Below are 22,338 nucleotides of genomic sequence, written 5' to 3'. Positions count from 1 at the left end.
TGAGGAGGAAATAGACGATGATGGGAAAGAAAATTTTAGTAGTTGATGACGAAAAACCGATTGCAGATATTTTAAAATTTAATCTAGAAAAAGAAGGTTTTGAAATTGTAATGGCACACGATGGTGATGAAGCTATCGAAAAAGCAAATGAAGAACAGCCAGACATGGTTTTATTAGATATTATGCTACCTGGAAAAGATGGACTTGAGGTTTGCCGTGAAATACGTAAAAGCTCAGAAATGCCAATCATTATGCTTACGGCAAAAGATTCAGAAATTGATAAAGTATTAGGGCTTGAGCTTGGGGCAGATGATTATGTAACAAAGCCATTTAGTACAAGAGAATTACTGGCTCGTGTGAAAGCTAATTTACGTCGCCATCAACAAGGTGGTGCAGCAGAAAAAGAAGAGAATACTGAAATGGTTATTGGGCCAATTGTTATTAATCCAAATGCATATAGTGTGACGAAGCGAGAAGAAAGTATTGAACTCACACATCGTGAATTTGAATTGTTACATTATTTAGCGAAGCATTTAGGACAAGTTATGACACGAGAGCATTTATTACAGACAGTTTGGGGTTACGATTATTTTGGAGATGTGCGTACAGTCGATGTAACAGTACGTCGTTTGCGTGAAAAAATTGAAGATAATCCAAGTCATCCTACTTTAATTGTAACAAGACGTGGGGTAGGATATTACTTGCGTGACCCAGAGCAGGAATAGTATATGAAGAAAGTTGGTTTTTTTCAATCCATTCATTTAAAATTTGTGCTCATATATATGCTTTTAATATTAATTGCAATGCAAGTTATTGGTGTATATTTTGTACGCGAGCTGGAGAAAAGCCTTATACAAAGTTTCAAGGATTCTTTAACGCAGCAAACAAATTTACTTTCTTATAATTTGAAGCAAGAGTTTGCAAAAGAGCGTGACAAAACAGAATCAGTGGACGATGCTATTAAAAATTCAATTCAAAAATTTGCATTAGATCGTAAAAAAGATATTCAAGAAGTAAGTGTTATTGATTCGAATAGAAAGCTAGTAGCAATTTCAGATGATGCCCCTTCAAAACAGAGTAAGGTAGGTAGGACATCGGCAGATATAGCTGTACAAAGGGTAATGGTGCAAAAAAAGCCGGAATCTAAAATTGAAAAAGATGGAAATACAGGTCATCGTGTTCAAGTTATGATTACTCCTATTGAAGACGATAAGGGAAAATTACTTGGTGTCATTCGTATTGTTGCATCTATGGAAGATGTTTATAAACAAATGAAGGATATAAACCAAATTTTTGCGACTGGTACAGTAATTGCCTTATTAGTTACGGCAGTTCTTGGAATTTTATTAGCACAAACAATTACAAGACCAATATCTGATATGCGAAGACAAGCAATTGAGATGGCCAAAGGAAATTATTCTCGAAAAGTAAAGGTTCATAGTCATGATGAAATTGGACAATTAGCATTATCCTTTAATAATTTATCAAAAAAATTACAACAAGCACGTTCTTCTACGGAGAGTGAGAGACGTAAATTATCTTCAGTTTTATCACATATGACGGATGGTGTAATTGCTACAGATCGAAAAGGGGATATTATTTTATTAAACGATCCTGCTGAAAAGATGTTAAATGTTTCTCGTGAAACAGCGCTTGATCAATCTGTCTTAGAAGTATTAGGAATACAAGAAGAATTTACACTCGATCATTTATATGAAGAACCAGATTCAGTTTTATTAGATTTTAGTACAAGAAATGAACCATATATTTTGCGTGCGAGTTTCTCGGTTATTCAAAAGGAAACTGGAAAAGCAAATGGTTTAATTGCCGTACTATATGATGTAACGGAACAAGAGCGTATAGACCGTGAACGTCGTGAGTTTGTGGCGAATGTATCTCATGAATTACGAACACCATTAACAACGATGCGCAGTTATTTAGAAGCACTTACTGATGGTGCATGGCAAGATCCAAATATTGCACCACAATTTTTAACAGTTACACAAGAAGAGACAGAAAGAATGATCAGACTTGTAAATGCATTGTTACAATTATCTAAATTAGATAGTACAGAACATCGTTTAATGAAAGAGTGGGTAGACTTTACTGATTTCTTTAACAATATTATCGATCGTTTTGAAATGTCTAAGGAACAAAATGTAAGCTTTAAACGTTCTTTCTCTAAAAAACCTCGATTTATTGACATGGATGCAGATAAAATTACACAAGTTTTATATAACATTATTTCTAATGCATTAAAGTATTCTCCAGAAGGTGGAGCGGTAACGTATCGTTTGCGCGATCGTGGGGAACTGTTAGAAATTAGTGTGAGCGACCAAGGAATGGGAATTCCGAAAGAAAATGTAGAGAAGATTTTTGAACGTTTTTATCGTGTCGATAAGGCTCGTTCAAGACAAATGGGTGGAACAGGTCTTGGTTTAGCTATCGCGAAAGAGATGATTGAAGCACATGGTGGATCAATCTGGGCGAAGAGTGAGGAAGGAAAAGGAACGACTATCTATTTCACACTGCCAATGGCGAAAGAAGAAGAGGACGATTGGGAATGAATATGGAAAACTTTAAAACCATTGTTCTAATTAATTTAGTTGTCATTAGTCTATTTCTTACTTTCAATTTATGGACATATGTTCCCGATTCTACTTCTATGCAAAATACAAAATTTGTTCAAGGTAACGAAGGTGCAACGCCGATAAAGATTTCAGATGTAGTTCTGCCGTCTTCTGTAATTGTTCATAAAGATAAAAATCATTTTGTAAGTGAAACAAAGACGAATATAGATTTAATTTATAATATTCTCGAAGGCGGAGAGTTACATGATTTTAAGGAAATAACAAGCACAATTGCTAAAGGGGATTTTCTCTCTTATGTGCATGGGGAAGGAAAAATTGAAATTGTTTTTCCTACAAATATCCCATTGGATTCAATTAAAAGTATGTTAAATATTAAAGATAAAAATATGGATAAGGATAGAAGTTTTAATCGTATTATTCTTGATCCTTCTCGAAGCCGAGATCAAGAAATTAAAGTTAACTTCGTTTCTTATGACAATACACGTAGAGTGTATCAAATGACATTGAATGGTGTGAATTTAAAAGAAGTTATAAATGCGCAAAACCAATTTGTTGCATTGGCAAGACCGTATTTTGAATACACAATTAATGATACGAAAAAAATCTTTTTACCGGATGGGCCGACAGAATTAAGTGATATATATTATGTTACTTCTAATTTAGGGATCGATACGTTCAAAAATGCATTATTTAGTGATCCGCGTTATTTAAATCCTATTTCTGATAAATCAAAAGAAATATTCACAGATGGTATACGTTCTATGGAAGTTGATAAGTGGAATACAATGTTAAAATATAAAAACTCCTCTGTATATAGTGATAGATTCATGGATAATTCTATGCTTTTACAAAAGAGTTTTGAATTTGTAAGTGGACATAGTGGTTTCATGGATTTATATCGATTTGATTATATAGGGAAAGGAAAATCATCATTCCGTTTATACGAAGGTGGACTTCCTGTATTTAATAAAGAAGGACTGGCCGAATTAAAACAAGTATGGGGAGCGGAAGAAGTTATTCAATATGAAAGACCTTTATTTGAGTTAATAAGTCGTCAGTTTTTAGATACGAAGAGGACATTACCGACAGGTCACAAGGTTATACAATCATTAGAAAATAATCCGACAATTGATAAAAAATTGATTCAGGATATTGGCATTGGTTATAAGTTAGAGCCAGGTAATGGGCCTGATGGAAAAGTTGCAGCTGTTACTTTACAACCAATTTGGTATGTAAAGTATGGAGAAAATCAACAAATATTTGAGTGGAGTGAGGAGATGGAGGGGGAGCTAAATGGATTGGGATCGAATTAAAACAATATTTATTGTGACCTTTTTTGTTTTAGATCTCTTTCTCGTTTTCCAGTTCATTCAAAAACAAGATAGTGATCAGTTAGAGCTGATGACGGAAACAAAAGTGGACCAACAATTAAAAGATGAAAAAATTACTATTGGTAATTTTCCGAAGGAACCGAGGAAAGAATCCTTCATTATGGCAAAAAATAAAAGTTTTAAAGATGAGGATATTCAGTCTTTAAAAAGTCAAACAGCGCATTTACAAAACGAATACAAGATTGAAAGTAAATTAAAAGAGCCTTTTTTAAATACAAAAGCATTGTCTAAAGATAAGTATAATGAGTTTTTGAAAAACTATGTGCTGGATGGAACGAAATACGAATTTGGTGCGGTGAAAAACTCGAAAATTTATTTCTTTCAAAAATATAAAGATAATCCTATTTTTTATAACGATCAAGCGATGATTGTTGTAAATTTAAATGAAAAGAATGAACTGATTTCATATACACAAACGATGTTAACGGATTTGAAAGAAATGGGAGAGAGTGAAAAAACGAAAGAGCAAGAAACGATTACAGCGCAAACAGCTTTAGAGAATTTATACTTAAAAAATCAAATCAAACCAAATACGCATATTAAAGAGGCGCAGATTGGATATGCAACCCTTGCTGCTACAGCTTCTGATATGCAAGTTCTTGCCCCAACATGGAATTTAAAAACGGATCAGAAAGTAGATCATTTTGTAAATGCAATTGAAGGACAAGTTATGAAATTAGGGGAAACTGAGGAAAATGAAGAGAAAAATGGAGTGAGAAGGAATGAGTTTGCATTTTAGTGTACTTGCGAGTGGAAGTACAGGAAATGCGCTATATGTAGGGACCGAGAATCAAAAGTTGCTCGTTGATGCAGGTTTAAGTGGTAAAGCGACAGAAGCTTTATTTAAGCAAGCGGAGTTAAATATCCAAGATATCTCAGGTATCCTCGTAACGCATGAGCATAGTGATCATATTAAAGGGTTAGGTGTGTTAGCACGTAAATATGAGTTACCTGTATATGCAAATGAGAAAACATGGGGGGCTATGGAGCATTTAATTGGCAATATCCCAACTGACCAAAAGTTTATTTTCTCAGTCGGTGATGTGAAGACATTTGGAGATATTGAAGTCGAATCATTTGGTGTTTCTCATGATGCAGCAGAGCCGATGTTTTATGCTTTTCATCATAACGATAGAAAACTAGCTCTTATTACGGATACGGGCTATGTGAGTGACCGTATGAAGGGTGTTATTAAGGGTGCTAATGCTTTTGTGTTTGAAAGCAATCATGATGTTGAAATGCTTCGTATGGGCCGATATCCTTGGAGTATTAAAAGACGTATTTTAAGCGACGTAGGTCACGTTTGTAACGAGGATGCAGCACTAGCGATGGCGGATGTTATTACAGACGAGACGAAACATATCTATTTAGCGCATTTAAGTTTAGATAATAATATGAAGGAACTAGCACGTATGTCTGTATCACAGGTGCTAGAAGAGAAAGGTTTTGAAGTTGGAGAGTCATTTGAAGTACATGATACAGATCCGAAAAATCCAACGCAAATTCAATACGTATAATTCTTCGTTTTAGTAAACAATAAAGGGGAATATAGTTGTTTTCAGGAAGATAGGTGAACAAATATGTCCTTTATTGATGAAAAAAAATATCGTATAAAGCGAGCAGGAAAAAAGAAGCACAAAGGTATCGTTATTTCTAGCATAGCAGGAACAATTGTAGGGGCTTCGTTGTTTGCATTTGGAGCCCCTTTATTTTCTGATCGTGAGGGTAATTTACAGCAAGCTGAAGCAAGCGAAGGGAATATGGTTCAAGCGCAGACAGGAACTGTTCCTGTGAATCAGGTTAATTTTGTAAATGCTGTTGATCGTGCATCGGAAGCGGTCGTTGGTGTAATTAATATTCAACGAGATAATTTTTCAGAGGCAGATTCAGAAGCTGGTACAGGATCAGGTGTAATTTATAAAAAAACAGATGGTCATGCTTATATTGTAACGAATCATCATGTCGTTGCAGGAGCAAATCGTATTGAAGTTAGTTTGAGTGATGGAAAGAAAGTTTCTGGTAAAGTATTAGGAAGCGATGTAGTCACAGACTTAGCGGTACTACAAATAGATGCAAAGCCTGTAAAAAAAGTAATTGAGATAGGTGATTCTAATACAGTTCGTCGCGGAGAACCGGTTATTGCAATTGGGAACCCGCTTGGATTACAATTTTCAGGTACAGTAACACAAGGTATTATTTCGGCAAATGAGCGAATTGTTCCTGTCGATTTAGATCAAGATGGACACTATGATTGGCAAGTAGAAGTATTACAGACCGATGCAGCTATTAATCCAGGTAATAGTGGTGGTGCGCTTGTAAATGCAGCAGGACAATTAATTGGAATTAACTCAATGAAAATTGCTGCAAAAGAAGTAGAGGGAATTGGACTGGCTATTCCAATCACAAGAGCGGTTCCTATTATGAACGAGCTTGAAAAGCATGGAAAGGTAAGAAGGCCTTATGTTGGGATTGAACTTAGATCATTAAATGAAATCCCAAATTATTATTGGTCGAAAACATTGCATTTACCGAGTAATGTAACAGATGGGGTTTGTATTTTAGATGTGAAAAGTCCATCCCCAGGTGCAGATGCAGGGCTAAGAGAACATGATGTAATTGTGGCGGTAGACGGAAAACCGGTGCATGATATTATTGGATTCCGAACGGCCTTATATAATAAGAAAATTGATGATAAAATGATACTTACATTTTATCGTGGTACAAAAAGAGCAACAACAACGGTTAAATTAGGCATTCAAAAGTATTAAAAACAGGAGGGCCGCCCTCCTGTTTTCTATTGTAGAAAAGTGAGGTGAAAAATATGAATTTACCTTGTTGCTTAGAACATGTCGAGTTAGCACTAGATATTATTGTGGATGAGTGTGAAGTTGCGCCGGTTATCAACAATGTGGATAACTCAGAAAAAGAGAAAAAAACATGTGAATTTTGTCAAAATGAGGCGACATATGTTGTATCGAACACAGATTCCCACACAATATGTGGGTGATGTTTGTGGATATGTGGATAAGTTTTGTGGATAACGTGTTTGTAAGGTGGGGAATACGTGTGAATATCTCGATTATTTCAATCGGAAAATTAAAAGAAAAATACTTAAAACAAGGTATTGCAGAATACTTAAAACGATTATCAGCTTATGCAAAAGTGGAAGTTATTGAATTGCCAGATGAAAAAGCACCAGAAAACTTAAGCGAAGCGGAAATGTTAATTGTAAAAGAAAAAGAAGGTATACGTATACTGGATAAAATTTCAGATGATACGCATGTTATTGCACTAGCTATTGAAGGAAAACAAAAATCATCAGAAGAATTTGCAGCAAGCCTTGATCGTCTTGCAACATACGGAAAGAGTAAAGTAGCATTTGTAATTGGTGGATCGCTTGGACTTAGTTCAGAAGTGATGAAGCGTTCAAACGAATCTCTTTCTTTTTCTAAGATGACATTGCCACATCAATTAATGCGTTTAGTGTTACTCGAGCAAGTGTATAGGGCGTTTCGTATTAATCGTGGAGAACCGTATCATAAGTAATATTGCGTAATGTCTGCATAGAACGGATAGGAAAAGACCATTGGATGAAGATTACCAATGGTCTTTTAAAAGTTAAGAGGTCGTAATAAATAGAGGATTACTGCCGTTATTTCCTTAAATAAGTATGTTTCCATTTCTAAAAAAGTATGCTGTAATATGAAGAGAAAAAAATTATACGCGGTCAGAGAAGTGAGGAATTAAAGGTGAAAAAGTTTAAGAAGTTTTACTTGGAGATTACAAGTGTATGTAATCTTGCGTGCAGCTTTTGTCCGCCGACGGAAAGGCAGAAGCAATTCATTTCTGTGGAGGATTTTTCTAAAAGATTAGACCAAATTAAACCTCACACAGACTACATTTATCTGCACGTAAAGGGTGAACCATTGCTTCATCCGAAAATAGATCAATTATTAGATTTAAGTCATGAAAAAGGGTTTAAAGTTAATATTACAACGAACGGAACTTTAATTAATAAAAGGAAGCATAGATTATTAAATAGGCCTGCATTAAGACAGATGAATTTTTCACTGCATAGTTTTGATGGTCATCCAGGATCAGAAGATAAAGCGGGATATGTACGAAGTATACTTTCCTTTATTAGAGAGGCGACAAGTCAATCTGATTTAATTGTTTCACTAAGGTTGTGGAATTTGACACAAGATAATAAGACAAACCTCGAAATACAGCGAAATAGAGAGTTGCTAGAAATTATCGAGAAAGAATTTGATTTACCTTATAAAATTGAGGAGAAAATCACGCCAGGAAAAGGCATAAAAATTGCGGAACGTGTCTTTATTAATCAAGATTATGAATTCCAATGGCCAGCGTTACATGAAGAAGAGGATGATGGAAAAGGTTTCTGTCATGGTCTGCGCAATCAAGCGGGTATTTTGGCGAACGGAACTGTTATTCCTTGTTGTTTAGATGGTGAGGGAATCATTAACCTTGGAAATATTAATAATGATTCATTCTCTAATATTATTGAAGGCGAAAGAGCGAAAAATATTGTAGATGGATTTTCACAAAGAGTTGCAGTAGAAGAACTGTGTAGGAAATGTGGATATCGTAAAAGGTTTGGGAAGTAAATAATAAAAATAAGCCCTCATAAGAATGATAGAGGGCTTATTTTTATTATATTACTGATAAGAATGCTCTAATTCATCAATTAATGAGCCGACGTAAGAAACGGCTTTACGAATTGTATCTGGCTGTGACATATCCACCCCAGCGTGTTTCATTAATTCGAGTGGTTTCATTGTGCCACCTGCACGTAATACATCTAGCCAGCGATCAATTGCAGGTTGGCCTTCTTCTTTAATCATTTGGGCTACAGCAGTAGATGCAGTTAGGCCAGCAGAATATGTGTAAGAATATAAGCCCATATAATAATGAGGTTGGCGCATCCATGTTAAGCCTGCACCTTCATCAATTTCAACTGTATCTCCCCAGAAACTAGAAAGAACGTCAGTTTTTAGCTCTGTTAAAGTTGTAGCAGTAAGAGCTTTTTCATCTTCAGCTAAAGCGTATACTCTGCGTTGATATTCTCCTTCAAGTAAGTGGGTAACAAAGTTATGATAATACGTTCCGAGCAATTGTAAAATAACCCATCGGCGCATTCTCTTATCTTCATTCGTTGCAAGTAAATGCTGAGCTAATAATAATTCATTCATCGTGGATGGTGCTTCGATGAAATACATAGAGGGACGGACATTTATAATACGCTGATTTTTATTTGCTAAATAAAAATGACCTGCATGTCCAAATTCATGTGCTAGTGTGAAGCATCCGCGCATTGTGTTTTGCCATGTAATTAAGATATAAGGGTGAGCATTGTATGGACTAGAGCAGAATGCCCCTGTTGATTTTCCAACGTTGTCTGCAAGATCTACCCATCTTTCCTTAAAACCTTTTTCTATAATGGAGCTATATTCAGGACCTAACACTTTTAAAGATTCTTGAATTAATTTACCAGCTTCTTCGTAAGTTATTGCCGGGTTGAATTCAGGATCTAACGGTGCATGCAAGTCGCAGAAAAGCATTTGATCAAGTCCTAATACTTTCTTTTTAAGTTCCGCAAAACGACGCATATGAGGAGCTAATTCTTTATAAATAATGTCTAACTGATTGTTATACATTTCAAGCGTTACATGTTGAGGGTCTAAAAGCATATGAGTGACAGATTCATACTTACGTAAACGCGAGAGAGCTACTTGTTTTGTAACTTCTGTGGAGTATGTGGCAGCAACTGTATGTTTGTATCGTTTTAATGTCGAAACGAAAGAAGAATATGCTTTTCGGCGAATGTCTGCATTAGGAGAAAATTCATATCGACTTTCGAATAACGAAAAGGATACGGGTAATTCGTTTCCCTGTTCGTCTTGTATAGGAGAGAAGTCCATATCTGCTAGTTTAGTCATTCCGTAAATTTTATAAGGAGCGCCGTGCACTTCTCCAAGTGCTGCGAGAGCTTCTTCTGTTTCAGGTGAAAGCTTATGTTTTCTTATTTCAAGAATTTCTGTTAGTGATTTACGAAAAGGTTCGAGGTCTGCTTCTTCAAGTAGGTATTTTTCAATTAGTCCCTCTTCTAATGTGAGAATTTCATTTGGAATAAACGATGATGCTGTATGCACTTTCGTTCCCAAGGAAGACATTTTTGATGAATCTGCTTGAATAACAGGATTTGTTCGATCCGTAGATTCTTTTAAATTTGCATACGTCCAAAGTGTAGTCAATTGCATGAGAAGCTGCTCTTGTAAAAGTAGGCAATTTAATAAAATATTTGGGCCAGTATGTAATTTCCCTTTAAATGCATCAAGTTTTTTTACATCTTCTTCTAGTATTTTTAATCCATCTTCCCAATCTTGATCGGATTTGTATAAATCAGAAAGATCCCATGTTAATTCAGTAGGGACTTCCGAACGAGTAAGACGTTTCGCAATTACATTTTCCATTTTTAATATCCCCCTTATTTTAATGATCTAATAATATACTACTAGAAAATTCAGTTAATTGGAATTTTTTATCTATTTCTTGGGTAGGAAAATAGGGTGTTTTAGAGAATTTGTTGGACGACGTAAGTAATATTTTCATGTAAGGAGAATTTTATATGATAAGGGAATGTAGGATGGAAGATTTAGAGCAGATCATGAAGCTGAGTAAAAGAGGGATAAGAGAAAAAAGAACATATATATAATAAAAAGAAGGGCAAGAATAAATTATTTGCCCTTCTAAAAATAGAAATTGCGAATTAATATACTTTGTCGCCGTTGAAAATAGAGTTTTTCACAACAACATAATCTACAGTACGAATGGAATCTAACTTCGTTCCGCCAGCATAAGAGATAGAAGATTGAAGGTCTTGTTCCATTTCGATTAATGTATCTTCTAAGGAACCTTTGTGTTCAACAAACATTTTTTTACCCTCAACGTTTTTCTTCTCGCCTTTTTGGAATTCAGAAGCTGAACCGAAGTATTCTTTATAAAGCTTGCCATCTTTTTCGATTGTTTCCCCTGGAGATTCCTCATGACCAGCGAATAGTGAGCCGATCATAACCATAGTCGCCCCGAATCGAATAGATTTAGCTACATCACCATGTGTACGAATACCGCCATCAGCAATAATTGGTTTACTTGCAGCTTTTGCGCACCAGCGAAGAGCAGCTAACTGCCATCCACCAGTTCCGAAACCAGTTTTAATTTTAGTAATACAAACTTTACCAGGCCCAATACCTACTTTCGTTGCATCAGCACCAGCATTTTCTAATTCTCTTACTGCTTCTGGAGTTCCAACGTTTCCAGCGATAACGAAGCTTTCTGGTAAATATTTTTTAATGTGTTGAATCATTTTAATTACGGCATTTGAATGTCCGTGTGCGATATCGATTGTAATGTATTCAGGTGAAAGTTGTTCCTCAGCTAATTGCTGCACGAATTCATACTCATCTTCTTTAACACCAACACTGATTGAGGCAATTAATCCACGTGAGTGCATATCTTTAATGAAAGAGATACGCTTTTCCGGTTGAAAACGATGCATGATATAAAAGTAATTGTTTTCAGCTAGGTAAGTTGCAATTCTTTCATCTATAATCGTTTGCATATTTGCAGGTACGACAGGTAATTTAAATTTATGCTTTCCTAAAGTGACAGTTGTATCACATTCAGAACGGCTATTTACAATGCATTTTGCAGGAATTAATTGAATATCTTCATAGTCAAACACGTTTTCCATCATTTACACCCCTAAAATACGAATATTTTATTTTTGAAAACTAAAAACGTTCGTCCATAGGATAATTTACATTATTTTTATCAATAAGTCAAAAGTTTTGGTGTTTATATTTAGAAATTAGGCTTATCTGCTTCTATTTTGGATTAATTAGTAGGCTTGTATAACAAAAATATGTTTTGACTTATTATAATTTGATGTAAAATTATGTATGATCAAAATAGTTAAATATAATTAATAGGGGAGATTTGTGTGAAGCGTTTAGTTTATATGGATTGGTTGCGTGTATTAGCGACAATTGCGGTTGTTACAATTCACGTTGCTGCTGGTTATGTTTCCGTGTTAGATTCAAACAACTTGTCTCGTTGGATGTCAGGTAATCTTTTTGAATCACTTTCACGTGCTAGCGTTCCAATTTTTGTGATGATTAGTGGGGCTTTATTATTAAAGGGGACTAAAGATATTTCTATTTTGGAATTTTTACAGAAACGTGCAAGTAAGGTAATTATACCTTTTGTAGGTTGGAGTACTTTGTTTTACTTATATGGGGCTTATATAGGATATTTTCCGGCTTCTTTAAAGCAGGGGATAAAGTACTTTTTAACAGATAGTATCGGGGGACATCTATGGTTCCTATACATGATTGTAGGAATCTATTTAATTACGCCTCTACTGAAAATTTTTGTAAAGAATGCCGGAAAGAGAGAGGTAGAATACTTTTTAATTTTATGGCTATATGCATCTGTTATATTAAAATTAATAAAATATTATTATCCGATCAACTTTAATATTGAATTATTCTATGTTACAAATTATGTAGGATATTTTCTACTTGGTTATTATTTATCGAATTATGATATTACAAAAAAATGGAGAAACATTTCTTATATTGGAGGATTTGTAGGATTTATTGGTACATTCTTTATTACATATCATTATACGGTAAAAGCAGATGGACAGTTGGATCAGTTTTGGTATGAGTATTTTGCACCAGGTGTTTTACTTATGGCAATTGGGTTATTTGTATTTTTTAGATATACTTTTCAAAACTCAGAAAGAAAACTACCGTTTCTATTACGCGGTATAAATCAAGCAAGCCTTGGAATTTATATTCTTCATTTCTTCTTATTAAATAACTTTTTGTACAAAGTTTTTCCTAAGGTAAATGCACATGTACATGCAATATTAGCAATACCTATCAATGTAATTATTGCAATCGTCCTTAGTATGGTAATAACTTTAGTACTGCAAAGAATACCAGTTGTAAAAAGGTTAGTTCCGTAAAGATATTTCTTCTATAAAAATAAATGTATAAGAATATTTTTTAATACTGTATAGGTGAGGCAGACTTAATAATAAGTCTGCTTTTTATTGTTTTATTTCAAAAAAAAGAATATAAAGAGTTATACTTAGGGTAAGATGGTACTTTAGCGAACTACGAATAGCGGTTTAATATGTTCTCTCAGTATAATTTAACGTAGGCTATAAAAAATATAAGTATTAAATACATAATAAAATGAGGTTAGTACATGAGTAAAAAAAGTTTTGCCGATTACACATTAAGTAAGGAAATTGTAAGAGCACTTACTAGTTTAGGATATGAGCAACCGACAGAGGTACAAGGAAACGTTATTCCAGTTGCATTAGAAAAGAAAGATCTTGTTGTGAAATCACAGACAGGAAGTGGAAAAACAGCTTCTTTTGGTATACCACTTTGCGAAGTGGTTGAGTGGGAAGAGAATAAGCCACAGGCGTTAGTTTTGACACCAACTAGGGAACTGGCTGTGCAAGTAAAAGAAGATATTACGAATATTGGTCGATTTAAGAGAATTAAGGCCGCGGCGGTTTATGGAAAGTCACCATTTGCTCGTCAAAAATTAGAGTTAAAGCAAAAAACACATATTGTAGTTGGTACCCCTGGACGTGTATTAGATCATATTGAAAAAGGTACTTTGTCTTTAGAGCGTTTGAAGTATTTAGTAATTGATGAGGCAGATGAAATGCTAAATATGGGTTTTATCGATCAAGTAGAAGCGATCATTGACGAATTACCTACGAACAGAATCACGATGCTATTTTCAGCAACATTGCCAGAAGATGTTGAGAGATTGTCTCATACATATATGAAAGAGCCAATTTATATCGAAATTAAGGCATCTGGGATTACGACGGATAAAATTGAACATATTCTTTTTGAAATAAGGGAAGAAGAGAAGCTTTCCCTTATTAAAGATGTAACAATCGTTGAAAATCCAGATAGCTGTATTATTTTTTGCCGTACACAAGAGAATGTAGATCACGTCTTTAGACAGTTAAAACGTGCTAACTACCCTTGTGATAAAATACATGGCGGAATGGTACAAGAAGATCGTTTTGCAGTTATGGATGACTTTAGAAAAGGGAAATTTCGTTACTTAGTAGCGACAGATGTAGCTGCACGAGGAATTGACATCGAAAATATTACACATGTCATCAATTATGATATTCCGTTAGAAAAAGAAAGTTATGTACATCGAATAGGAAGAACAGGACGTGCTGGTAATAGCGGAAAAGCTATTACATTTGTAACACCTTATGAAGATAGATTTTTGGAAGAGATTGAAGAATATATTGGCTTTGAAATTTTAAAGGTTGATGCACCTTCAAAAGAAGTGGTTACAAAACATAAAGCAATATTTGAAGAAAAAATACATGCTAAGCCGATGATAAAGAAAGATAAAAATGCGGGCTTAAATAAAGGAATTATGAAGCTGTATTTTAATGGTGGTAAGAAAAAGAAAATTCGAGCAGTAGATTTCGTTGGTACAATTGCTAAAATTTCAGGTGTTACAGCTGAAGATATAGGAATTATTACGATACAAGATAATGTTTCTTATGTGGAAATACTAAATGGAAAAGGGCCACTTGTTTTAAAAGTAATGAAAAATACAACGATAAAAGGTAAACAATTAAAGGTTCATGAAGCGATTAAGTAAAAAAAACGATCCACTCTAACGGGTGGATCGTTTTTATTTTAAAACAACAAAATTACAACAGATAGAAAAAGCATAACAAATGCATTAATCGTCATAGTTGTTTTATGTTTAGCTCGAAAGAAGTGAGCGTGTAACGCCCCAAGCATAAGAATAATGATAAGAATAGCTGAATATTTTAAGAAAATTGGATACCAAAATCTGATAATTACCCCAATTGCTGAAGTTAGTTCTAATAAAGCGATGACATTCATGAAGCATTTCGGATAAAATTAAAAAGGGATAAATAGGAAAATGAAGAATCTTGTAGAAATAAGTCTGAATTTTGAAATGTGAATTTTGGATGGAGGAGAAAAAGATGATTCAATTTCCTACGGCAGACGCTGAACAGTTTTTTAGATCGTACAGTATTGGCAAGTTTACGGTAAGTGAAGATGAAGAACGATTGCTCTTTAGTACAAATTTGAATGGTAAATCTAATTTATGGGCGATGGATGTACCAAATCTATATCCGTATCCGTTAACGTACTGTAATCAAACAAGTAATTTTATTAAGATAGATCCTTTAAATCGATTTATTTTAGCTGGATTTGATAAAGATGGTGATGAAAATTATCATATTTATGCATTGAAACCAGAGGGTGGAGAATTACTTGAACTAATTCCAGCAGGAGAGAAAGATAAGGATTATTATGTGCATTTAACAGAGGATGGGGAACGACTATATTATGTTACAAGTAAAGATAATTCTAAATTCTTTAATTCCCGTTGTTATAATTTACGTACGAAAGAAGATAAACTTATTTTCACTGGGATAGAAACACCGACTTCATTAATGCAAGTCAGCCCAAATGAATCAAGTTTTGTTATTTTAAAGTCATATGGAAATACATATGATGTAGGATATGTGAAAAAGGATGAGGAACTCATCTGTATTACACCTTCTAGTGAAAAGGAGCATACTGTAACGTCTATACACTATATAAATGAAGATACATTAATTTTTATTACGAATTATGAAGAAGAGTTCGCTTATGTGGCGTCTTTTGATATAAGTAATCGAGAATTCAAACCAATTTGTAAAATAGAAAATGAGGATGTATCAATTATAAAATGGTATCCAGAAACGAAAAATTGTTATATCGTTACAGCAAAAGGAGTTGAAGATCGACTATATAAATTGGTATGGACTACAAAAGAATTAATTCAATTATTCACTCCTGTGGATACGATAAAACAAATAGAAATTGGTAAATCTGGAACCTTATATTTGTTAGGTGAAAGTGCAACGAAAACGGCGAATATTTATTATAAAAAAGGTACAAATGAAGAGTGGGAGGCATTGACGAAAAACTATGTTATTGGTTTAGCGGAGGAATCTTTTGTTGAACCAGATGTCGTAACGTACTTTTCATTTGATGGATTAAATATAGAAGCATTATTATTCCGAGCGAAAGAAGAAGTAAAAAACGGATATACAATATTTTGGCCTCATGGTGGCCCGCAGTGGGCTGAAGTTAAAGGATTTAGAGTATTATTTCAGTATTTATTGAGACAAGGGTATAACATTTTTGCGCCGAATTTTAGGGGAAGCACAAGATATGGTTCAACATTTACAAAAATGATTGAAGGAGATTGGGGAAAAGCACCTCGTCTTGATTGTGTAGCAGGAATGGAATGGCTATTTGAACAAGGTATTTCAAATGCTGAGAAATTATTTGTTATGGGCGGAAGTTATGGGGGGTATATGACATTATTACTTTTTGGACGCCATTCAGAATACTTCCGCGCAGCTATTGATATTTTTGGACCTAGTAATTTGTTTAGCTTTATCGATTCTATGCCTGAAGAATGGAAACCGATTGCTGTTAGCTTTATAGGTGATGTAGAGAAGGATAAAGAGAGGCTTATGAAAGATTCTCCTATTACATATTTAGATCAAATGAACAAGCCAATTCTTATTATCCAAGGTGCAAATGACCCACGGGTTGTGAAAACAGAATCAGATCAAATATTTCAAGCCTTACAGAAAAAAGGTGTGGATGCTGAATATATTGTACTTGAAGATGAGGGACATGGATTTTCGAAGAAAGAAAATGAAATATATGTGTATCGTTGTATCGCAGAATTTTTGGAAAAGCATAAGTGATTGAAAGGGTACCTAATAAGGGTACCCTTTCAATTTTAAGATTCCTTTAAATCATCAACTAATTTTTCAGCTAAACGTCTGTACATATTGCTCATTGAGACAAAGGAAGTTAGTAATAAGAATTTTTCCATCTCTTGATCTTCAAGTGAAGAAGTTGCTTTTACTTCAGCAACACGGTTATCTACGTCTTTTTTAAAGGTTTCAACATTTGATTCTGTGAGGGAAAGATAGTTTTTATAAAGAGTATTTAATTCAAATGCATCGGCTGTTAATAGTTTTTCATTAATGTTCTCTAAAGAGCTCTTAATATCGTTAATGGAGAGAGCACCTTTTAATTGGTAGATCAAACTGATTAAAATCATATGCTCTTTTGAGTATTTTTTATTTTTGATTGGAATGAACAATTTTCCCTTTGCGTAATTATTAATCATTGTTTTGGTCAATACTTTTTCATCAGCTGTCCTCGTTGTATCACCAAAGTTATTTTCAAACAGTTGTACAACTTGATCCACGTATAAATCTACATTTGGAATATCCTCAAGTGTAATATTTTTTTCTAAATGTAATGTTTCAATTAGCTTATTTATATTTTCCATATGTAACCCTCACTTTTGTAGGAATGATATGAATTGTTATCTCGCTATGTACGAGCGCATAATTCTATTTCATTAAAGTTTATCTACATCTTTAAATATGGTATTACGAAACAAATGAATTGTAAATGTTGACCTTTAATATGATTGTGTATATAATTACATGTAGTTATCAAAACTACATGTAATTATATAAGGGGTTGTTAATGTGAATGCTTATGTAAGAGAACCAGTTAATGCTTTTACCCATTTGGGCGGGGCTGTATTGTCATTTATTGCGCTACTAGCTATGCTTGTGAAAGTTTCTATAAAGATGCCGTCTTTTGTTACTATTACAGCGGTTATTTTATTTGGAGTTGGAATGATGATTCTTTATACAGCATCAGCTGTATACCATAGTGTTATAGCGAGTGAACGTGTCATTTATTTCTTTCGAAAACTTGACCATTCCATGATTTTCATATTAATTGCAGGTACATATGCACCCTTTTGCTTAATTACATTACAATCTGCAAATGGTTTACTATTGTTTTGGTTAGTTTATGCAACTGCTATTTGCGGCATTGTTTTTAAAATGTTTTGGTTCAATTGTCCGAGATGGTTATCAACAGCAATTTATCTTATGATGGGTTGGTTAATTGTTTTATTTTTTGCACCATTAGCTGCAAACTTAAGTACAGGAGGAATTTTATTTTTAGTACTGGGTGGTATCTTTTATACGATTGGCGGCTTTATTTACGGTGCAAAGCCAAAATGGTTAGAGTTTAAGCATATGGGGCATCATGAGATTTTTCATATTTTTGTATTACTAGGTAGTTTGGCTCATTTTTTAAGTATATATTGTTATGTAATTTAATTTAGGAAAGCTACATGGCTAAAAGTTATGTAGCTTTTTTATATTTGTAGTATAGAATCGTCTATCTTTTTGAAAAAATGTGGGATAAAATGTAAGTTTTCGCGTTCACAGATTAAACATGCAATAAGGAATATATGATATACTTTGAGAAGTTTATAATGAATGAAATATGGAGGACTATAATTATGGCAATACTTGTAACAGGTGGAGCAGGATATATTGGTAGTCATACATGCGTAGAATTACTAAATAATGGTTATGAAGTTGTAGTTGTTGATAATTTTTCTAATAGCTCAGTAGAGTCTTTAAATCGAGTAAAAGAAATAACAGGGAAACAATTTACATTTTATAAAGAAGATGTTTTAAATCGTGAAGCACTGGATACGATTTTTGAAGAAAATACAATTGAGGCAGTAATCCATTTTGCAGGTTTTAAGGCGGTTGGGGAATCAGTAGAGATTCCGCTTACGTATTACCATAACAACATAACAAGTACATTAGTACTATGTGAAGTGATGCAGAAGCATAATGTGAAGAAAATGATCTTCAGTTCGTCTGCAACGGTATATGGTATCCCTGAAACATCACCAATTACAGAAGAATTTCCGCTAAGTGCGACAAACCCATATGGCCAAACAAAATTAATGATTGAACAAATTATGCGTGATGTAGCAGTAGCTGATGCAGATTGGAGCATTGCATTACTTCGTTATTTCAACCCGTTCGGTGCGCATGAAAGTGGACGCATCGGGGAAGATCCAAATGGAATTCCAAATAATTTAATGCCATATGTAACGCAAGTAGCAGTTGGCAAGTTAAAGGAATTAAGCGTATTTGGAAATGACTATCCAACAAAAGATGGAACAGGCGTCCGTGATTACATTCATGTTGTAGATTTAGCAAAGGGTCACGTAAAAGCGCTTGAAAAAGTACTTGATACAACTGGAATAGATGCATATAACCTTGGTACAGGTACTGGCTATAGTGTGTTAGAAATGGTTGAAGTATTTGAAAAAGTTTCAGGTAAGAAAGTGCCTTATAAAATTACGGAGCGTCGTCCTGGTGATGTAGCGGTATGTTTTGCAGATGTATCTAAAGCAAAGCGTGAATTAGATTGGGAAGCAAAACGTGGATTAGAAGAAATGTGTGCAGATTCTTGGAGATGGCAGTCAAATAATAAAAACGGCTATCAAGAAGCTTAATATATTAAAAAAATGACCTTTTGCTCATACAGAGAAGGTCATTTTTTATTTTTATTTATCAGATTGTCTATTAAGTTTGGTAGCTAATTTAGTAAAGAAAGAATGTTTTTTACTATGCCATTTGATTGGCAAAATGTATAGTAATCAATATCTTTAATATAAGTAAGGAGCCTAGAAATTGCATATAAGAATGTAATTGTAGATCCTACAGCAAAACTAATGCCGTAACCATTAAATCCAAATGGGAGTAAAACAATACTCAATAATAAGTTGGCAAAAAAGAATAAGGCAGATGTTCGAAAAGCACCTTTACGATCTTCAAAGTATAGTAATAGTAATGTGATGACAAGCACCATTCCATTCGCATAAGCGCCTATTACAGTAAGCTGCAGAATAGAGTATTCAAGTGTGGTTTTACCTGATTGTGAGCTGAACATCCATATTATAAAAATAATTAGTAAGGAAACAATACCTTGATTACGAAGAATACGTTCCATTTCTTGACGTAATACGAAATTCATAGAATCCTTTAATTGTAAAATGGTATTTAGTGTCCCACCGTTATTAACTGCACTGAAGAATTTTTTGTATCTTTCATAAAATCTCGTTTCAATAGATACTACAAAGAAAATATAAGTTGGGATGATGCTTAAATAAGCCCAAAATACAGAAGTATCATAAACTTGATGATAGAGGAACGTATTTTCAATATTTCCTCGACCTTCTCCGAACCAGGTAACAAAATTACATACCCAAATACCGATATTATAGAAGAGGCTTGACCAAAATAGCTCCGGATACTTATCTAAATAAGAAAGGAATGTAAATTGTTCAGAAGCATCGCTATTAGGAAACATTTTTACGATTACGATGCTCAACCATACTAATGTAATAAATGTGCCGAGTGTAAAAGCGGTTAAGAGTAAAAAGGCAGAACCATGTTCTAGTCCGATGGTCGGGTTCCAATAGGCAATAAGGGCGATTCCACATAAGGAAAATAATGAACCGCCTAAGAATGCAAAAGCAATCGATTGATAATCTTTAGCAGCCGTTAAATAAATAGATTGAATCCAAATAATATTTAACGCTAAAAATAAAAATAGAAGCATGATTGTATAGTAAAGAGCTAAAGGGGTGAAGAATGTAAAAATACCCCATAGTATAATGGCAAAAAGGAGCGTGATTTTTGTCATTCCTAAAAATGAAGAAAATACTTTAGCAGCTTTTTGCTCATATAAAAGATCGGCAACATACCTTGTGACAATGAGTTGTAGTGCACCATATATAATTTGGGAAAAAATAAAACAATATGAAATTGAAATTGTAAAAAGGCGTTGCTCTTCTAGTGAAATAGCATGGCACAAGCCAAAAGTAATAGAATCGGACTATTTCTATAAAAATGGGAAGAAAATGACAATTAAACAGTGGGATACATATATTATGAATTTAGCTGATGATCATTATCGGGAGATTGTTTTAGCAAAAGTAAAACAGCGAATTGTTGAGAAAGGGATAGATGGTGTTTTTTTAGATACAGTTGGCGATATCGATGATTATTTTTGTAATCAACCAGTTATACAAGAAAACTTTAGAAATGCATACGTGACATTATTAAAGGAAATAAAAAATATAGATTCTAGTTTGCTTCTTGTACAAAATTGGGGATTTGAAACAGTTAAAAGTACATCATTAAATTTGATACATGCTGTACTATGGGAAGATTTTAATAAACAAGTAATTGCTAATGATGAATGGAGTCAAAATTGGATGCGTTATTTTAAACAGCAAAAGAATAAAATTGTAACGTTCACCGTAGCACCAGATGATATATCAAAAGAATATAGTTTTACAAATGGATTTATTTCTACAATAAACCCAAATGATATTTATGATAAATAAGGATTATTCATAATCAAAATTATATATGTAACTATTATGCCGTTCGGGGTCAGTAATACTCACAATAATGAAATGAGAGTATTACTGACCATAAAAAATTTTCGTATAAAAGCATGTAATGTTTTAATGGATTCGAACGAGTTGTTTATGATACACTGTTTTGCCTTCTTGGCTTGTATATGGTGGTACGCTTCGTCCAAAGCAATTTGCAATAATATTGGAATGATCGCGATAAGAAATGCGAATTTCATATAAATCAACTGATGCGTCTAAGTCCGCATAAAAAACTGCTAAATTGTTGCTAGATAGAAGGTATGGGAAATTTGCTTCTGAATTTTCGCTGATTAGTACAGGTAGTTTTACAGGGCTAGAGGAATTAGACCAATCCCATACTTCTATAGTGACAGGATGTGCATAATATTCGTCTAAATTTACAATGTTTACTACTACTGTAGAAAATGTTTCAGGTTCTCTCGTTAAAACACCTGTTGAATGAATAACAGGTTGATTTGCATAATGATGAGGCATAAATATCAAACCTTTCTTAAAATTAATGTGAATCTACAATATTCTATGCTTAAGATGATAGAATGAGCTAGGATAAATGAATCATTCTATTAATTTTCATCAAGATGAGAGTGAAAATTATTCCAATACTTGTATCGATGTTAGAGTCCGTTTATAATCAAGTAATCCTATTCAGCATTTGATAGGGTTGTTTATTGTTGAAAGCGTTTTAAAAATATAAGGATTCGTTTATGTTTTTAAGGGATTATGCCTTTTTCTAAGGTAGGAAGTCTGACTTATTTTAGTGAGAAATAGTGAATGTAGTTCTAAATAAGAAGAAAGATAAGTATTAGTATGATTTTATATTATAGGGAGGTTAAAGTGTGAAAAAATATGATTTTCACACG

General features: G+C 33.8%; 19 protein-coding genes and 2 pseudogenes. 15 read left to right on the top strand and 6 right to left on the bottom strand.

Annotated elements, in window-relative coordinates; all coding sequences use genetic code 11:
- Positions 1 to 17: 17 nt before the first annotated feature.
- The 9 genes from walR to DJ93_RS12685 all read left to right on the top strand — a co-directional run bounded on the left by walR (position 18) and on the right by DJ93_RS12685 (position 8,610).
- On the top strand, positions 18 to 725 hold the full coding sequence (walR, locus tag DJ93_RS12725) for a cell wall metabolism DNA-binding response regulator WalR (RefSeq protein ID WP_002174499.1): 708 nt from the start codon (positions 18 to 20) through the stop codon (positions 723 to 725).
- A 3-nt stretch (positions 726 to 728) separates the two neighbouring features.
- A complete protein-coding gene (gene walK / locus DJ93_RS12720; RefSeq protein ID WP_042981224.1) occupies positions 729 to 2,567 on the top strand; it encodes a cell wall metabolism sensor histidine kinase WalK in 1,839 nt (612 codons plus the stop codon).
- On the top strand, positions 2,564 to 3,904 hold the full coding sequence (locus DJ93_RS12715) for a YycH family regulatory protein (protein WP_042981223.1): 1,341 nt from the start codon (positions 2,564 to 2,566) through the stop codon (positions 3,902 to 3,904). Before walK ends, DJ93_RS12715 begins: the two co-directional genes overlap by 4 nt.
- Positions 3,885 to 4,721: a two-component system regulatory protein YycI gene (locus tag DJ93_RS12710; protein ID WP_042981222.1), complete on the top strand. Its 837-nt coding sequence runs from the start codon at positions 3,885 to 3,887 to the stop codon at positions 4,719 to 4,721. Before DJ93_RS12715 ends, DJ93_RS12710 begins: the two co-directional genes overlap by 20 nt.
- Positions 4,705 to 5,499 carry an MBL fold metallo-hydrolase gene (locus DJ93_RS12705; RefSeq protein WP_042981220.1) on the top strand — a complete coding sequence of 265 codons (795 nt, stop codon included), beginning with the start codon at positions 4,705 to 4,707 and terminating at the stop codon, positions 5,497 to 5,499. The genes DJ93_RS12710 and DJ93_RS12705 overlap by 17 nt, the downstream gene beginning before the upstream one ends.
- A 63-nt stretch (positions 5,500 to 5,562) precedes the next feature.
- Positions 5,563 to 6,750 carry a S1C family serine protease gene (locus DJ93_RS12700; protein WP_042981219.1) on the top strand — a complete coding sequence of 396 codons (1,188 nt, stop codon included), beginning with the start codon at positions 5,563 to 5,565 and terminating at the stop codon, positions 6,748 to 6,750.
- 53 nt (positions 6,751 to 6,803) lie between these two features.
- Positions 6,804 to 6,989, top strand: coding sequence for a CxxH/CxxC protein (locus tag DJ93_RS12695; protein WP_001052827.1), 186 nt, complete (start codon positions 6,804 to 6,806; stop codon positions 6,987 to 6,989).
- 59 nt (positions 6,990 to 7,048) lie between these two features.
- Positions 7,049 to 7,528, top strand: coding sequence for a 23S rRNA (pseudouridine(1915)-N(3))-methyltransferase RlmH (gene rlmH / locus DJ93_RS12690; protein ID WP_042981217.1), 480 nt, complete (start codon positions 7,049 to 7,051; stop codon positions 7,526 to 7,528).
- A 203-nt stretch (positions 7,529 to 7,731) separates the two neighbouring features.
- Positions 7,732 to 8,610: a radical SAM/SPASM domain-containing protein gene (locus DJ93_RS12685; protein ID WP_042981215.1), complete on the top strand. Its 879-nt coding sequence runs from the start codon at positions 7,732 to 7,734 to the stop codon at positions 8,608 to 8,610.
- 51 nt (positions 8,611 to 8,661) lie between these two features.
- Here DJ93_RS12685 and pepF read toward each other — a convergent pair whose 3' ends face one another.
- Together pepF and guaC are read right to left on the bottom strand one after the other, a co-directional pair.
- Positions 8,662 to 10,476 (bottom strand): oligoendopeptidase F, encoded by a 1,815-nt coding sequence (gene pepF, locus DJ93_RS12680; protein WP_042981214.1) that lies wholly within the window; start codon positions 10,474 to 10,476, stop codon positions 8,662 to 8,664.
- A 296-nt stretch (positions 10,477 to 10,772) separates the two neighbouring features.
- Positions 10,773 to 11,756, bottom strand: coding sequence for a GMP reductase (gene guaC, locus DJ93_RS12675; protein ID WP_042981213.1), 984 nt, complete (start codon positions 11,754 to 11,756; stop codon positions 10,773 to 10,775).
- 249 nt (positions 11,757 to 12,005) lie between these two features.
- Here guaC and DJ93_RS12670 point away from each other — a divergent pair, with 249 nt between their 5' ends.
- Entirely contained in the window at positions 12,006 to 13,037 is a 1,032-nt protein-coding gene (locus tag DJ93_RS12670) for an acyltransferase (RefSeq protein ID WP_042981212.1), read from the top strand.
- A 245-nt stretch (positions 13,038 to 13,282) separates the two neighbouring features.
- A complete protein-coding gene (locus DJ93_RS12665; protein WP_042981211.1) occupies positions 13,283 to 14,728 on the top strand; it encodes a DEAD/DEAH box helicase in 1,446 nt (481 codons plus the stop codon).
- Between the two features lie 38 nt (positions 14,729 to 14,766).
- On the opposite strand, the pseudogene DJ93_RS30500 reads toward DJ93_RS12665, so the two are convergent.
- Positions 14,767 to 14,982: pseudogene (locus tag DJ93_RS30500) on the bottom strand (DoxX family protein); the annotation flags it as partial.
- 101 nt (positions 14,983 to 15,083) lie between these two features.
- On the opposite strand from DJ93_RS30500, the gene DJ93_RS12660 reads away from it, so the two are divergent.
- Complete coding sequence (locus tag DJ93_RS12660; protein WP_042981209.1) at positions 15,084 to 16,874, top strand: S9 family peptidase; 1,791 nt, start codon at positions 15,084 to 15,086, stop codon at positions 16,872 to 16,874.
- Positions 16,875 to 16,909: 35 nt separating this feature from the next.
- Here DJ93_RS12660 and DJ93_RS12655 read toward each other — a convergent pair whose 3' ends face one another.
- Complete coding sequence (locus DJ93_RS12655) at positions 16,910 to 17,470, bottom strand: DUF1836 domain-containing protein (RefSeq protein WP_042981208.1); 561 nt, start codon at positions 17,468 to 17,470, stop codon at positions 16,910 to 16,912.
- Between the two features lie 205 nt (positions 17,471 to 17,675).
- Between DJ93_RS12655 and trhA the strand changes: the two genes are divergently transcribed.
- Entirely contained in the window at positions 17,676 to 18,323 is a 648-nt protein-coding gene (gene trhA / locus DJ93_RS12650) for a PAQR family membrane homeostasis protein TrhA (protein WP_042981206.1), read from the top strand.
- 185 nt (positions 18,324 to 18,508) lie between these two features.
- Positions 18,509 to 19,525, top strand: a complete 1,017-nt coding sequence (gene galE, locus DJ93_RS12645) for a UDP-glucose 4-epimerase GalE (RefSeq protein WP_042981205.1) — start codon at positions 18,509 to 18,511, stop codon at positions 19,523 to 19,525.
- A gap of 83 nt (positions 19,526 to 19,608) precedes the next feature.
- Here the strand turns inward: galE and pelG are convergent, their stop codons facing one another.
- Entirely contained in the window at positions 19,609 to 20,889 is a 1,281-nt protein-coding gene (gene pelG, locus DJ93_RS12640; RefSeq protein ID WP_338151485.1) for an exopolysaccharide Pel transporter PelG, read from the bottom strand.
- On the opposite strand from pelG, the pseudogene DJ93_RS12635 reads away from it, so the two are divergent.
- A pseudogene (locus tag DJ93_RS12635) lies at positions 20,879 to 21,424 on the top strand (putative glycoside hydrolase); the annotation flags it as partial. The gene pelG and the pseudogene DJ93_RS12635 sit on opposite strands and share 11 nt — an antisense overlap.
- A 123-nt stretch (positions 21,425 to 21,547) precedes the next feature.
- Here the strand turns inward: DJ93_RS12635 and DJ93_RS12630 are convergent.
- On the bottom strand, positions 21,548 to 21,952 hold the full coding sequence (locus DJ93_RS12630) for a hypothetical protein (protein WP_042981201.1): 405 nt from the start codon (positions 21,950 to 21,952) through the stop codon (positions 21,548 to 21,550).
- Positions 21,953 to 22,338 lie beyond the last annotated feature (386 nt).

This window comes from Bacillus clarus (genome assembly GCF_000746925.1).
GTDB classification, from domain to species: domain Bacteria; phylum Bacillota; class Bacilli; order Bacillales; family Bacillaceae_G; genus Bacillus_A; species Bacillus_A clarus.
Note: the sequence above shows the minus strand (reverse complement) of the source record. Positions and strands in the feature narration are given on the sequence as shown.

What these genes read in the sequence shown, in the direction of transcription:
- walR (WP_002174499.1), top strand. Translation starts at nt 18, where the DNA reads ATGATGGGAAAGAAAATTTTAGTAGTTGATGACGAAAAACCGATTGCA.
- walK (WP_042981224.1), top strand. Translation starts at nt 729, where the DNA reads ATGAAGAAAGTTGGTTTTTTTCAATCCATTCATTTAAAATTTGTGCTC.
- DJ93_RS12715 (WP_042981223.1), top strand. Translation starts at nt 2,564, where the DNA reads ATGAATATGGAAAACTTTAAAACCATTGTTCTAATTAATTTAGTTGTC.
- DJ93_RS12710 (WP_042981222.1), top strand. Translation starts at nt 3,885, where the DNA reads ATGGATTGGGATCGAATTAAAACAATATTTATTGTGACCTTTTTTGTT.
- DJ93_RS12705 (WP_042981220.1), top strand. Translation starts at nt 4,705, where the DNA reads ATGAGTTTGCATTTTAGTGTACTTGCGAGTGGAAGTACAGGAAATGCG.
- DJ93_RS12700 (WP_042981219.1), top strand. Translation starts at nt 5,563, where the DNA reads ATGTCCTTTATTGATGAAAAAAAATATCGTATAAAGCGAGCAGGAAAA.
- DJ93_RS12695 (WP_001052827.1), top strand. Translation starts at nt 6,804, where the DNA reads ATGAATTTACCTTGTTGCTTAGAACATGTCGAGTTAGCACTAGATATT.
- pepF (WP_042981214.1), bottom strand. Translation starts at nt 10,476, where the DNA reads ATGGAAAATGTAATTGCGAAACGTCTTACTCGTTCGGAAGTCCCTACT.
- guaC (WP_042981213.1), bottom strand. Translation starts at nt 11,756, where the DNA reads ATGGAAAACGTGTTTGACTATGAAGATATTCAATTAATTCCTGCAAAA.
- DJ93_RS12665 (WP_042981211.1), top strand. Translation starts at nt 13,283, where the DNA reads ATGAGTAAAAAAAGTTTTGCCGATTACACATTAAGTAAGGAAATTGTA.
- DJ93_RS12660 (WP_042981209.1), top strand. Translation starts at nt 15,084, where the DNA reads ATGATTCAATTTCCTACGGCAGACGCTGAACAGTTTTTTAGATCGTAC.
- DJ93_RS12655 (WP_042981208.1), bottom strand. Translation starts at nt 17,470, where the DNA reads ATGGAAAATATAAATAAGCTAATTGAAACATTACATTTAGAAAAAAAT.
- galE (WP_042981205.1), top strand. Translation starts at nt 18,509, where the DNA reads ATGGCAATACTTGTAACAGGTGGAGCAGGATATATTGGTAGTCATACA.
- DJ93_RS12630 (WP_042981201.1), bottom strand. Translation starts at nt 21,952, where the DNA reads ATGCCTCATCATTATGCAAATCAACCTGTTATTCATTCAACAGGTGTT.